The organism is Salinispira sp. (assembly GCF_059431795.1).
The window spans coordinates 164601-178471 of the sequence record NZ_JBXWXS010000031.1; the positions used below are offsets into that span (position 1 = coordinate 164601).

Sequence of the window (13871 nt, forward strand, 5' to 3'; positions counted from 1 at the left end):
CCCGATTGCCCCCGAAGAGGAACAACTCGAAGAGGAACAACTCGAAACAGATTCTATAGAGTGCCCGGCACGATAGAAATAGAGGATTATATCGTATGCGGGGGGTAATTCAGCGGGTGTCGGAGGCTAGTGTCCATGTTGAAGAAAGGAACGTTGCATCCATCGGTACAGGGCTTCTGGTATTTATCGGTATAGAAAGTGATGACCGCGACCATGATCTCAAGTACATTGTGGATAAGACTTTGAATCTTCGCATATTCCATGATAGGGCGGATCAAATGAATTTGAGCCTCATGGACCTGCGGTTTGAGCTTTTGGTGATCAGCCAGTTCACATTGTATGGTGATACCCGCAAAGGCAGGCGTCCCAGTTACAACAGGGCTGCCGCCGTGGATCATGCCCGTGAAATATTCTCTGAACTTGAAGAGATGTTCCGCAGGGAGTATGGCCGCTGTTTCTTCGGGGAGTTTCAGGAACACATGAATGTACGTCTTGTTAATGACGGCCCCGTCACGCTGCTCGTAGATTCCAAAAAAGAATTCTGAACTAATTTCAGTTCACTCCATGTTCAGGAATTCCTGAACCGCCCATTATTCCCCTGAATATAATCGCCTTGCTTTTAAAACCTGTTGCATTGCAATTTTACTCCAGCGGCGGGTTTCTGAAGTACTGCTGTACCGAAAAGTCATCAAAAAATGGGGAAAGGGACAGGTTGTCATGAATTCCCATAATGATTTCCGCAGTCTGCTTGGATGAGCTGACAACCTGGAGGAAGGGCAGTGCATCCAATACCTCCTGGGTGAGATTTACCGTATCCAGGATCAGCAGCTCATGGAGCATTCCTGATTCATGGAGCTCCTTCAGCCTCTCCACTGCCGGACCTGATAAAACCGGGTGAATAGCGGCAATATTTACCGAGGCCACATCCCGTCTGTTCAACTCGGTAATCAGGGCTACAATAGAACCCCCGGTATCTATCATATCATCCACGATCCAGATATCTCTGCCGGTAATATCCGTATCTGAAAGAATGTTGATCTGTTTAATGGTATTGGTGTGAGCGTAATCCCGCTGTTTATGGGCAATAATAAGGGGTACCTGAAATGCCTGTGCGTAGCTTCTTGCCATTCCTTCTCCCCCGGCATCCACTGAACAAAACACCCAATTGTGCTGATTTTTATGCCACTCTTCCTCTGTTTTAATAATCTCTCTGGTAATGTACTCCATCATCATGGGAACCGCAGGGATATCCTCCATATGGCATATTGTAGGATCGATTGCCGTCTTGGATTTATCCGAATGAAGCTGGTAGGTCAGAATCGTATCGGCACCCAGGTTGGAAAGTATTTTGGTATGCACCCAGAACCCAACGGAGTTCCGTCGGGTGGTTCTATCGGATCTGGAGGGGGAAAAATACGGTTCGATAACCGTAATCCTTCTGGGAGTACCCCGTTTAATACAGTCGATGGCATGATACAATTCTATCTTGCACTCATTCTGACTGATTCCAGCCTGATTCCTGCTGGATCCGGCTATAAGGAACACATCCTTGTCCCTCACGGTAAAAGGTGCTTCAACCTCAAGTTCACCGTCGGCGAAGGTCACAATTCTGAGATTCTGACTCATTATCTCAACATCCCGATTATTACTGCCGTTATGGTCATAAAAATCGGGAAATGTTCTCAGATGATATGCAACCCGCTCCCGGTATTCTTCCATTGAGCGGGTTGATACAAGTAAAATATCGTTGTCCAGGCCCATGCCCATATATTAAACCACTTTTTCACCTTTGACATGAAAAATGCTTGCTTGACCAGTGCAGTGGCAAGAATTTATACTCAACAGACGCTCATTCACGATTACACATTTTTGAAAACGCCTCACCAGGTTAAATCAAAAACGCAATTCTGCCGGTATCATATTCGGAGGAACTATGGCAAAACGCAACACAACCAGCAAGGAAACAGCCACACCTGAATCCCAGGAAGAAAAGGCTAAAGCGCTTGAGGCCGCACGGCTACAGATAGAACAGCAGTACGGCAAAGGTTCTCTCATGAAACTTGGTACGGGCCTGAAAAACCTGGATATTGAGTGCATTCCCAGCGGCTCAATACTCCTGGATGAAGCTCTGGGTCTCGGCGGGTATCCGAAAGGGAGAATCATCGAGATATACGGCCCCGAGTCCTCCGGTAAAACCACCCTCGCACTCCATGCCATAGCAGAGGCTCAACGAAGGGGCGGGATCGCCGCATTTATCGATGCAGAGCATGCCTTGGACCCGGTATACGCCCGGAACCTTGGGGTGAACATCGATGAGCTGTGGGTCAGCCAGCCTGATAACGGTGAACAGGCTCTGGAAATTGCCGAGACCCTGGTTCGGTCCGGAAGCATGGATATTATCGTAGTCGATTCCGTGGCGGCCCTTACTCCCCAGGCGGAAATAAACGGAGATATGGGAGACAGTCATGTGGGGCTGCAGGCCCGCCTGATGAGTCAGGCGCTGCGGAAGCTCACCGGTACAATATCAAAATCCGGAGCCTGTCTGTTTTTTATCAATCAGATCCGTATGAAAATCGGAGTGATGTTCGGCAATCCCGAGACAACCACCGGAGGGAATGCACTGAAATTTTATTCCTCCGTGCGGCTGGAAGTTCGCAAGGTTGAAACCATCTCCAAGGGAACCGATAACGCAATAGGGAACACAGTCCGGGTAAAAGTGGTGAAAAATAAAGTTGCACCGCCGTTCAAACGAATTGAAATGGATATTATGTTCGGCAAAGGTGTATCTGCCACCGGAAGCCTTGTGGATGCGTCGGTGAAATACGGCTACATTAATAAGAGCGGCAGCTGGTACAGCTATGGAGAGGAACGGATCGGTCAGGGAAAGGATAACGCCAAAACCTACCTGGAAGAAAATCCCGAATTGTACCGCGAAATAATGAGCAAACTCCGACAACAGCTCTTCCCAAACGAGCGGGTTATCGGCGAAGGAAAAAAAGACGACGGAAAAAAAGGGGAGGGGAAGAATACTGATCAGAAAAATGGCAGCAATAAGGCTGATGCCTCAGAAAAAAACACGAAACCCCCGAAAAGCGCAGCCTCTCCAGCAAAAAGCTCCAATGGAGAGGACTTGTTCTAATCCACGCAGCTACGCTCCATACGGTCTAATCTGAACCCGAAGCCTATCCAGAGGTGAAATGATATATCTGAGTCTGGGAAGTAACAGCGGAGATTCATCAAAGCAGCTTGTTTCAGCCCTGGAACAGTTAAAGATCCTGAGTCAATCGGGTTTTCGCATCAGTTCCCTGTATGCCAGTACCCCCCAGGGGCTAAGAGATCAACCAGATTTCCTCAACTGCGCCTGCTGTATGAATCTTCCGCAGTATATGTCGCCTGGGGATCTGTTAAAAGAGATTCACCGAATTGAGACGTCACATGGACGGAACAGAAACGATGAGGTTCGGTGGGGCCCTCGGAATCTGGACATTGACATTATCTTGTGGAATGATCTGGTAACCGATGTTTCGGAATCCGGAACAGAGGATTCCAGGGAGGGACTGATTATTCCCCATCCCCGATACCCCCAGCGCCGTTTTGTTCTTGTGCCTCTGCTGGAACTGAATCCAGGACTAATCGATCCCCGCAGCGGGGAATCTCTTGAAAATCTGGAACGGGAGCTTCAAAATGATCCCTCTCAGGGTATTTACCTCAGCTCAAGCCCTCTTTATAATGGGCTCACTTCTCAGCTGAGGAATAATAATTGACAGGTGAAGAATCAAAAGCCCATTTTCGATTGAAGGATTTCGAAGGTCCTCTGGATCTTCTGCTCTTCCTGATAAAGAAAAATGAAGTAAATATTTATGATATCCCTATTTCCCACATAACCGCGCAGTATCTTGAATTTATGCGGGCGGGGGAGATGGCTGATCTGGAACGGGCGTCGGAATTTTATGTAATGGCATCCACACTGCTGTATATCAAAAGCCGCATGCTCCTTCCGGTGGATATCAATCTGGAAGATGAACTTGAAGACCCACGGCAAGAGCTGGTGGATAGACTGATTGAGTATCAAAAATATAAAAAACTCAGCGAACTCATGATGGAGAAGGAAAACCAGAACGAATGGATCATTGAGCGGGAAAAGGCTCAGAGAAACCTTCCCTTCGATAATGCCGAACCCATGTGGCAGGAGATGGAGGTGTGGGATCTTCTCACAACCTTTTCCAGCCTCATGAAGGGACTTACACCCGACCGGATTATTGATCTGTATGAAGAAGTGAGCGTAAATGAGAAGCTCACTCTTATCAGGGAGCTTCTCGAACGCCAGAAGGAATTCCGGTTCACTGATATTATCATCAGGCCAGATTCCATTATGGATGTAATCTGCGCATTTCTCGCCATTCTTGAATCGGTAAAATTCAAGGTGATTCGGATTTTTCAGAATACGCTTTTCGGAGACATACGAATTCGCCGTCATGAAAAAGGAGAAGGGGAGGATGAAGTTGAAAACTGAGACAGCACTGCTTGAGGCAATTCTGTTTCTCGAACCCGACCCGGTACATATAACAAGCCTTGCGAAAATTTCTGGACTTTCCAAAGATGCAGTGGAAGCTGTCCTTAAGCAGCTTGAAGAATTGTACACCCAGGAAGAGCGGGGAATCGAATTAATGCGTCTGGGAGATTCCTACCAATTGACACCTAAACAGAGTCTTTGGAATAACCTGAAAGAACGCTACGGCAAGCAAAATACCCAACGCCTGTCCAAGGCCGCAATGGAAACCCTCAGTATCATTGCCTATAGTCAACCAATAACCCGAGGGGAAATCGAAAGCATCCGGGGCGTATCCTCAGATTCAATGATCAAACTCCTGCAAACCCGAGAGCTGATTCAGGAAGTGGGAAAAAAAGACGCACCTGGCCGGCCGACCCAGTTCGGTACCACCCGAACTTTTTTGAAAGTTTTTCGCCTCTCCAGCATTGCTGATCTCCCCAAACTAGATGAAGTGGAGCAGGCACGGTTCGAACTGCATAAGGATGAATTATAATGGAACATCAGGAAGAACCCAGACTGCAGGTTTTCCTCAGTCGCAGCGGCATAGCCAGTAGGCGCAAAAGCGCAGAGTTAATCGAGGAAGGCAGGGTAACCGTTAACGGAAAAGTGATCAGTGAGCCGGGTTACCGGGTGAAGCATGGTGATAAAGTGCGCTTCGACGGCACCAGCGTCAGCCCTGAGGAGGAGCATCTGTATCTTATGCTCCATAAGCCCGCAAGGTTCATTTCATCAGCACATGACCCGGAAGGCAGACCCACGGTCATGGACCTGGTGCAGGATTCGTTTCCTCAGCGCCTGTTCACCATTGGCCGCCTGGATTTTATGAGCACCGGTCTCCTTTTACTCACCAACGACGGGGAGTTCGCCCATAGCGCATCACATCCCCGCTCAGGTCTCATAAAACAGTATATGGTGGAAACCAAAGAACCGATCCCCCGTGAACTTCTCCAGGAATGGTTGGATGGCATTCGGGTCAAAGGGGTGCTGTATCGCCTGGAAAAATTCCAGTTCGTGAATCCTAAACAGGTAATACTCCATTTGGCGGAGGGGAAAAATCGGGAAATCAGAAATGTTTTCTCCCACGGCAAACTGAAAATAACCCGCCTTCATCGTACGGAATTCGGACCCCTGAAACTTGGGATCCTCAAAGAAGGAAAATTCCGGCAGCTTTCCAAGGCAGAGGTGGAAACCCTTCACAGGGAAGCAAAAAAAAATGTCCGGCCGGGGACATCCCGGCCAGGTCGTAAATCCCGTCCCGGAGGGCGCAAATCAGGCGGGGCCGGCAGATCGGGCGGCAAGGATGATAAAGGCAGTAAAAAATGACAGTCACCATTGACGGTCCCGCGGGCAGCGGAAAATCCACCGTTGCGAAAATGGTGGGTGCCAGGAGCAGCCTGGTCTATCTAAACTCGGGTAATATTTACCGGGCAATCACCAGCGGGCTTTTAAAAAGGCTTGGAAACGCTGAGATGCGCAGGAGTATTTCAGATAAGCCCCATACGCTTGTAAAAACCGCGTCCCGGTTCCACATTGTGGTAAGCAGCGGCAATGATGATGCAGTGCCGGCTCAACAGGGTGATATTCTCTTCAACGGAACGCTTCTGGGCGATGAAGTTCTTCGCTCTGACCTGGTCGACTCTCTGGTTGCCCAGGTATCCAGTATTCCCGAAATCAGAGAACTGGTGAATACTATTCTGCGGAAGGAAGCCCTGGACAAGGATGTGGTGGTAGAAGGCAGGGATATGAGCACAATAGTATTTCCCCATGCAGAACTTCAGTTTTACCTGGATGCAAGCATACAGGCCAGAGCAAAGAGAAGGCTTGATCAAGGTATCAGCTCCTTATCATATGAGGAGTTAGTGGAAAGCATTGCAAATCGTGACCATATCGATAAAGAGAAAGATGTGGGGGCTTTGAAACTTTCCCCACAGGCCAGGTATTTAGACACATCCGACTTGACGATTGAACAAGTTTGTGAGATTGTATTGGAATCTATTCGAGAACACAAATAATCTATCAGGAGTATACAAGTAACTATGGCAGAAAATGAACAGCAGGGCTCAAAAACGGGAAACTTCCTCCAGGAGGAGCTGCAGGAGGAATACCTCAAATCCCTTGATGAGCTGGAGGTCGGTCAGCTCGTCGAAGGTACGGTTGTCGCGGTCACCAGCGAACAGGTTTTTATTGACGTTGGGTATAAGTCGGAAGGTAAGATCAACCTCAACGAGTTTGAAGATGATGTTCCATCCGAAGGTGTTACCGTACAGGTTGTCTTAATTAATAAAGAAGGCCGCAACGGCGAGGTAGTGGTTTCCAAGCGGAAGGCAGACGAGAAAGTTGTCTGGAAAGAACTGAAAGAGGCTTTTCAGGAAGAGCGTCCGATAGAAGGTAAGGTTTCACGGGTTGTGAAGGGTGGTTTTGAAATTTCCCTTGGCGGTGGAAACCGGGGGTTCAACCCCATTTCCAAAATGGACCTGTTCCGCGTAGAAGATCCGGACAAGTATGTGGGGCTGAAATCCCATTTTTACATCGAACGTCTTTATAGCGATAACCGGGTGAATATCATTCTTTCCCGCCGGCGCTGGCTTGAAGAAGAAGTTGACAAAAAGCGGAACGAGTTTTTTGCTAATACCAAAGAAGGGGATGTGGTTGAAGGAACAGTTAAGTCTTTCACCTCATTCGGATCTTTTGTTGACCTCGGCGGTTTCGACGGACTGCTCCATATAAACGATATGAGCTGGGGACATGTTGCCCGTCCCAAGGATCATGTGAAAAAGGGCGAAGTACTTCAGCTGAAAGTTACCCGCCTGGATGAAGAAAATAAGAAAATTAACCTTAGTCTCAAGGATATGACCGAAAACCCCTGGGAAACATTTACCGACAGATTCCAGTTGCATGATGTGATCAAGGGAAAAGTGACAAAGCTTACCGATTTCGGCGCATTCATTGAGCTTGAAAACGGTATTGAAGGTCTTGCTCACATTTCCGAACTTTCCTGGACAAAACGTATCAAGCATCCTAAAGAAATTCTGAGCATCGGTGAAGATGTGGAAGCGAAAATTCTCGGGTTCGACCTGGACGCGCGGAAGGTCAGTCTGGGTATCAAGCAGGTTCTTCCTAACCCCTGGGATGAAATCGAAAGCACATATCCTGTGGGAACCAAGCTCAAACGTGTTGTAAAAAAGATCACCGCCACCGGCGCTTTTGTTGAACTTGAAGAAGGCATAGACGGTTTTCTCCATGTGGATGATCTTTCCTGGACCAAGAAGTATAAGAATCCCGGTGCAGTGTTGAAAGAAGGCGAAGAAGTGGATGTTATGGTTATTGAAAGCAGTGCAGAAAATCATAACATTCGACTGGGAATCAAACAGCTCGAAGATGATCCTTGGACCGATCTGAAGGGTACGTACTCTGAAGGTTCAATTATCGAGGGTGAGGTTACCAATGTAACCGACTTCGGAGTTTTTGTTCGGGTGAGCGGCGGAATTGAAGGTCTTATTCCTAAAGTGCATCTGGGTAATCCCCGGGAAATTAATCTTGATGAAGAAATCACCAAGTATAAGGCCGGCCAGCAGCTTCAGGCGGCAATTATTGAACTGAATCCCGGACGCCAGAAACTGTCTCTCTCTATCCGCGAGATGACACGGGCACAGGAGCGTCAGGAAATTGAAAAGTATATTTCCGACAACGGAAGCGATGAAGAGTCCGCCACTCTTGCTGATTTTTTGAAGCAGGATGACGAATAGGCGACTCCCGGAGAGTAGTTGATGCTCGAAAACTCAGATACTTCTCGAAAAATCCAGAAGCTGATCGAGATCAATTCGAACATCAACGGTGACTATTCTGACCCCAAAGAGCAATTACAGCAGATTCTTGAATCTGCAATGAATCTCAGCTCAGGCGAATCATCTTCCATCCTTCTCAGAAATGAGAAGGATGGAAGTTTGCATTTTGAGGTGGCATTGGGGCCCAAAGGTTCAGAGGTAATGGATTTCACCCTGAAATCCGGTGAAGGTATTGCCGGTTGGGTAACCCAGAACAACCGGAGTCTGATCGTCAATGATGTGGATGAAGACCGCAGGTTTTACGCCCAGATTTCCCGACAGATCGGGTACAAAACCCGAAGCATTCTTGCCGTCCCCATGCGGGTATGGAATCATTGTATAGGCGTTATTGAGATAATTAACAAGACCAATGGAGGGCACTTCAGCGATGGGGACCGCCAATGGCTTGAGATATTTGCCAACCAGGCGGCGCTGGCTGTGATCAACTCACAGGCCAGGGTTAAGGACAGAATGCGCATTCAGGAGCTGGAAGGGCTTCGGGAAGGGGAGTCGGCACGGTATCAAACCCTTCTGTATCAATCTGACGCCATGAAAAATCTCATGGCGATGATTGACCGCATTGCCACAAGCGACGCATCAGTTCTTATACACGGCGAATCCGGGGTTGGAAAGGAATTGGCGGCGGAACAGATACATGCCCGAAGTCCCAGGTCCGAAGGGCCCCTGGTACGGATTAACTGCCCGTCCATACCCGAGCAGCTTCTTGAAAGCGAGCTATTCGGTCATGTGAAAGGCGCTTTTACCGATGCATTCCAAGACCGTCAGGGAAAAATTGAAGCTGCCCGGGGCGGTACGCTGTTTCTGGATGAAATAGCTGATATTTCTCCACAGGTTCAGGCAAAGCTGCTGAGGGTGCTTGAGTCGGGAAGCTATGAACCTCTGGGCTCAAATCAGGTTAAGAAAGCTGATATCCGGATTCTTGCCGCAAGCAACAAGGAATTGGAGAAAGAAGTACAGGAAGGACGATTCAGGGAGGATTTGTTTTACCGGCTGAATGTGATCCCCCTCTATATTCTACCCCTGAGAAGGCGAAAAGAAGATATTCCCATGCTTGCCGACCATTTTCTGGACAGGTTTAACAGGGAGTTGAACAAGTCCATACAGGGCTTCAGTGCCGAAGCCCATGAGCAGCTGATGAACTATGCATGGCCGGGAAATATCCGGGAACTTCATAATGCGGTTGAACGGGCAGCTGTGCTCTGCACGGATAGACAAATATCGCCTGAGCATCTGCATTTGGCGGGAGACAGCTTTACCGGTGAACTGTATTTGGGAAAGAGCTTGAAAGACTCGCTGAATTTATTTAAAAAGCATCTCATACGCTCAACGCTTCTGGAAAGCAATTGGAACCAGACGTTGGCGGCGCAACGACTTGAAATACAACGAACGTATCTCTCCCGGCTCATTAAGGAGCTGGGTATTGAAAGGAGCTGACTTACATGGCTGAATCAAAAAAACGCGCACAGGATATTCTGGCGGATTTCTTACGGAGTCACAGGGTTGCACTCACTATTCTCACTACACTGATTATCGTGGGCATTATTGCATTGGTTGTTGGAATTGAAGTTCATCGAAATACTCTGGACCGGGAAGCGGAGCGTCTGTTTGAACTTGAACAGATATTTACCGATTGGAGCGATGAACGGGAAGAGGACTCAAAGGATGCAGGTGAGGTGCTTACCCGAATTGCAGAGTTTGACTTTCGAAGTAATTCCTACGCCCATGTACGCAAACAGATGATCTTGGGTGACATTTATTCGGCAGTAGAGGATTATGAAGCCGCCGCTGAGCAGTATCTTGGGGCTTCCGATGCCCAGGGGTATCTGGCTGCAACGGCTCTTCTCAAGGCCGGCCTAATGCTTGAGAATTCCGGGAATACTGAACGGGCAAGAGAAGTTTTGAGCCGTCTTGTGGATGAGCATGACAGTCCGGAAGAACCCCGGGTACTGTTCACCCTGGGCAGACTCAGTGAACAGGCTGGAGAGCAAGCTCAAGCGCTGGTATATTATGATCGACTCATAGATGAGTACGCATCCAGCGGTTGGACAAACTTTGCTCACAACCGTATAATTGACATAAATATCGCGAATCAGACTGACAACTGAGCCGGCTGAACAGTATGTGCTGAATATGTGCCGGTTCGGCTGCAAGGGGGAACTCCATGGGCTCTGCCGGTACTTTTAAATCTAAATTTCTTGCCAGCAGGAACTTTGCCTTTTTTTTGGCATTTATTATTGTGTCCGTTTTTTTGCTATTATCACCAGATTTCTTTTTCTTTAGAAATCTTCAACTCCGTGTTCTGGACTTTCATTTCTCCATCCGCCATAACCGTGTTGCCCGCCAGGAACAGGCCGGAGTAACCATCCAGCAGGCCAATCTTAATATTCATCCCGATATTCTCATATTGGGAATCGATAACAGAAGCCTTGCAGATTTCGGTGCATGGCCGTTTCCTAGGTACAGACACGCCGATCTATTAAATACCTTCTCACGGATCAAAGACGACAGCAGCCGGGAAAACTCTGTTTTTCTCGATATTTTCTTTATCGAACCTTCCAGCGATGCGGTGGACGATGCACAACTTGAAGCAGGCATGGAAGAAAACGGCCGGGTTTTCCTTCAAACGGTACTTACTGGCAGTGAACCCCCTTCAAGTCTTTCCGAGGAATACCGTGAGCGACACCGCCTTCTATTTGAAGAGCATGGGGAAATAACGCAGGTGGAGGGAGATTGGGTTAACATGCCCTTGTTTCTGGGAATGGAACCGCCGCTGAAACCTTTGGGTGAGAATCTCCAGGGCTATGGTCATGCCAACTATATTGACGATGAAGATGACCGTTTCCGCCGGCAACCCATGATTGCACGAAACACCGAGCGCATTCGTACTGTCCGGCTTCAGGACTTTTTAGACAACCATCGTCAGATTCTCTCCCAGACAGAAGCCTGGGGCCATCCTTTTGCTCGAATAGGATGGTACGATAAGGATGGAACCCATTTCAGCCAGCAGCTGAATAATTCCGATGGCGACCTGATACTTTCCGAGGAGCAGTTGAATCAACTGGCCGAAAGAGTACGCTCACAGAGTCCGCCCAGAGAAATAGATCTGGATGACGACGGTGAGTCAGATGCCCAGGAATTTGATATCGGCATTTATATTGATCATTTTATCCCATCAATAACCCTCGCTCTTGCAGCAAACTATCTGAATATTCCTCTGGAGGATATCCGGGTGAATCTCGGGGAAGAGGTGATTCTTACCAATCCCAGGGTGTACAATCCGGATAATCGCAGCCTGGAACCATACTCTATACAGACTTCACTTGCAGAGTACGATGAAGAAACACAGGAAGAAACTGTTCCCGCCCGATTTCGGGAAATGGAGGAGATTCGTATTCCCATCGATACTGAAGCTCAAATGCTGGTGAACTTCATGGGGGAACGCTCAAGTTCGGAACCCGGCGGTCAGCAAACGTTTCCGGTGCGGCCATATTCCGCCTATGCCCGACGTGCCACAGGGCCTATTTATGATACCTGGCCGCGGACGCTGGCACTTGATAATAAAATTATTATGGCGGGAGCTTTCAGCTCCGGACTTGCAGATGATGAAAAAACCACCGGTGTAGGGCTTATGTATGGTATCGAGCTTCATGCGAATGCCTTGAACACCATCCTGATGGATAAGTTTATAACTCCGCTGAGTTTCTGGCCTCAATTGGCTCTTCTGTCCGCGTTGGTATTGCTGGTAGCCGTTCTAACAGGACGGGTAAACACATTTTTTGCCCTGGCACTCACGCTCATTCTCATTGTGGGGCTGTTTATCTTCGGTCAGTATATGTTCGAGTCAAACGAAATCCTGGTGCAGACAGTGCATCCGTCATTTGCCATGGTATTCAGCTTCCTTTCGGTGGTTATTTACCGGGGGCTCACCGAAGAACGGGAGAAACGAAGAGTACAGGGGATGTTCGGACAATATGTCAGCCCTGAAGTGGTGGATGAGATTATGAGCAGCGGTGAACCTCCCGAACTGGGGGGGGTGGATAAGGAACTGACGGTTTTCTTCTCCGATATTCGGGGCTTTACCACATTAAGTGAAAAAATGCAGCCCCAGGAGCTTGTCAATCATTTAAACATCTACCTGACGGCGATGACCGACACCATCATGGAATATAAAGGCACCCTGGATAAATACGTGGGCGATGAAATTATGGGGTTCTGGGGTGCACCTGTGGCCCAGAAAAACCATGCAATTCTTGCATGTCAATCTGCAGTCAAGCAGATGCAGAAACTGCGTGAACTGAACGAACAGTGGCCGCTTGACCGCCGCATAGATATCGGAATGGGTATTAACTCCGGAATCATGACAGTGGGTAATATGGGCAGCAGGGGGCGCATGAACTACACCCTCATGGGAGACAACGTGAACCTGGGCGCCCGCCTGGAAGGGATAAACAAGCAGTATTTCGGTCAGGAATGGACGGAAAACGGTCAAAAGTACACCGGCAGCGGAAGCAAGATAATTATTAGCGAATACACCTACGGTCTGGTAAAAGACAAAGTGATTGCCAGAGAATTGGATAATATTCGAGTTAAAGGTAAAAATAAGCCGGTTGTTATTTATGAGCTCATCGATATTTCAATCGGTCTTGAACCATTTATCGAGAAGGATGACCTAACCTGATGACCCGAAAGGCAACATCAGAAAACTCCAGGGTACCAGCGAGGCCAAAGAAACACATGAAGCTTTTCTCGGCAGCAATTGCCTTCATTCTCCTGATGAGCAGCTGTGGTATACCGCAGCTGCTTCAGCCTCCGGTGAAACCGGAACTTGATTTACTGAATAAGATTTTCAGTATCGATCTTCCCTCTGGGGATGCGGAACTGACCAACGGTTTGGTTATTTTATATCGTATTGGATCCTATGCCGATACCGGTGATTATGCCGTTTTCTATGAATCCCTTGAATCCAGGTTTACTAACGGGAATGCAGCTTATGAGCTTCTGCTGGATAACGGTTATCATGCAATGTCCTTCCAAGATGAAGTGAAGGCAAGAAACCCCATACCCACTATAGATTTCAATGACTTTCCCTCTATATTTTCCTCAGAGAGACTTGAAGCGGGCATACGCAGCAATATCGATTTGGACGAAGGCATTCTTTTGGAATTTCCTTTTACCACGGACTCAGATGATAACGTATTGCTCAGACTATCAGGAAGCGGTGATTTTGAAGAGCACATACTTCTTAGATCTGTTTCAGAAAATTCCGTAAGGGGGTTTTTTCCGGCGAATTCAACGCAGTACCGTGAAGGGGATGAGGATCTCAAACACCTTTCTTCAGGGGAAATCATTGACTATCAAAACTTGTATGTAAGTATAGCTGTATTTAGCTACCGTGCTACTTTTGGGGATCCGGTACAGTATTCAATTCCCGACATGAGTCTGGAGGATGAACTGATCCGATTGAGCAGCTGAGT

At 48.0% G+C, this 13871-nt stretch carries 13 protein-coding genes; 12 read left to right on the forward strand and 1 reads right to left on the reverse strand.

The features are described 5' to 3' along the window. Positions 1 to 95: 95 nt before the first annotated feature. Positions 96 to 545 (forward strand): D-aminoacyl-tRNA deacylase, encoded by a 450-nt coding sequence (gene dtd, locus AC52PS_RS10585; RefSeq protein ID WP_495563036.1) that lies wholly within the window; start codon positions 96 to 98, stop codon positions 543 to 545. Between the two features lie 97 nt (positions 546 to 642). Here the strand turns inward: dtd and AC52PS_RS10590 are convergent, their stop codons facing one another. After that, the gene (locus AC52PS_RS10590) at positions 643 to 1761 is read right to left on the reverse strand and encodes a ribose-phosphate diphosphokinase (RefSeq protein ID WP_495563037.1); all 1119 of its coding nucleotides are present in this window, start codon (positions 1759 to 1761) and stop codon (positions 643 to 645) included. Between the two features lie 172 nt (positions 1762 to 1933). Here AC52PS_RS10590 and recA point away from each other — a divergent pair, with 172 nt between their 5' ends. From recA to AC52PS_RS10645, 11 genes are read left to right on the forward strand one after another with little or no spacing between them, the layout of a single operon-like run. Next, entirely contained in the window at positions 1934 to 3139 is a 1206-nt protein-coding gene (gene recA, locus AC52PS_RS10595; protein WP_495563038.1) for a recombinase RecA, read from the forward strand. 58 nt (positions 3140 to 3197) lie between these two features. Continuing rightward, entirely contained in the window at positions 3198 to 3764 is a 567-nt protein-coding gene (gene folK, locus AC52PS_RS10600) for a 2-amino-4-hydroxy-6-hydroxymethyldihydropteridine diphosphokinase (RefSeq protein WP_495563039.1), read from the forward strand. After that, a complete protein-coding gene (locus tag AC52PS_RS10605; RefSeq protein WP_495563040.1) occupies positions 3761 to 4513 on the forward strand; it encodes a segregation and condensation protein A in 753 nt (250 codons plus the stop codon). The genes folK and AC52PS_RS10605 overlap by 4 nt, the downstream gene beginning before the upstream one ends. Further along, complete coding sequence (gene scpB, locus AC52PS_RS10610; RefSeq protein ID WP_495563041.1) at positions 4497 to 5045, forward strand: SMC-Scp complex subunit ScpB; 549 nt, start codon at positions 4497 to 4499, stop codon at positions 5043 to 5045. Before AC52PS_RS10605 ends, scpB begins: the two co-directional genes overlap by 17 nt. Continuing rightward, a complete protein-coding gene (locus AC52PS_RS10615; RefSeq protein WP_495563042.1) occupies positions 5045 to 5875 on the forward strand; it encodes a pseudouridine synthase in 831 nt (276 codons plus the stop codon). The genes scpB and AC52PS_RS10615 overlap by 1 nt, the downstream gene beginning before the upstream one ends. Next, on the forward strand, positions 5872 to 6564 hold the full coding sequence (gene cmk, locus AC52PS_RS10620; RefSeq protein WP_495563043.1) for a (d)CMP kinase: 693 nt from the start codon (positions 5872 to 5874) through the stop codon (positions 6562 to 6564). The genes AC52PS_RS10615 and cmk overlap by 4 nt, the downstream gene beginning before the upstream one ends. A gap of 24 nt (positions 6565 to 6588) precedes the next feature. After that, positions 6589 to 8298 (forward strand): 30S ribosomal protein S1, encoded by a 1710-nt coding sequence (locus AC52PS_RS10625; RefSeq protein ID WP_495563044.1) that lies wholly within the window; start codon positions 6589 to 6591, stop codon positions 8296 to 8298. 21 nt (positions 8299 to 8319) lie between these two features. Next, positions 8320 to 9831: a sigma-54-dependent Fis family transcriptional regulator gene (locus AC52PS_RS10630; protein ID WP_495563045.1), complete on the forward strand. Its 1512-nt coding sequence runs from the start codon at positions 8320 to 8322 to the stop codon at positions 9829 to 9831. A gap of 5 nt (positions 9832 to 9836) precedes the next feature. Then, entirely contained in the window at positions 9837 to 10502 is a 666-nt protein-coding gene (locus tag AC52PS_RS10635) for a tetratricopeptide repeat protein (RefSeq protein ID WP_495563046.1), read from the forward strand. Between the two features lie 56 nt (positions 10503 to 10558). Further along, positions 10559 to 13075 (forward strand): CHASE2 domain-containing protein, encoded by a 2517-nt coding sequence (locus tag AC52PS_RS10640; RefSeq protein WP_495563047.1) that lies wholly within the window; start codon positions 10559 to 10561, stop codon positions 13073 to 13075. A gap of 56 nt (positions 13076 to 13131) precedes the next feature. Beyond that, positions 13132 to 13869, forward strand: coding sequence for a hypothetical protein (locus AC52PS_RS10645; RefSeq protein WP_495563048.1), 738 nt, complete (start codon positions 13132 to 13134; stop codon positions 13867 to 13869). Positions 13870 to 13871: the final 2 nt, after the last annotated feature.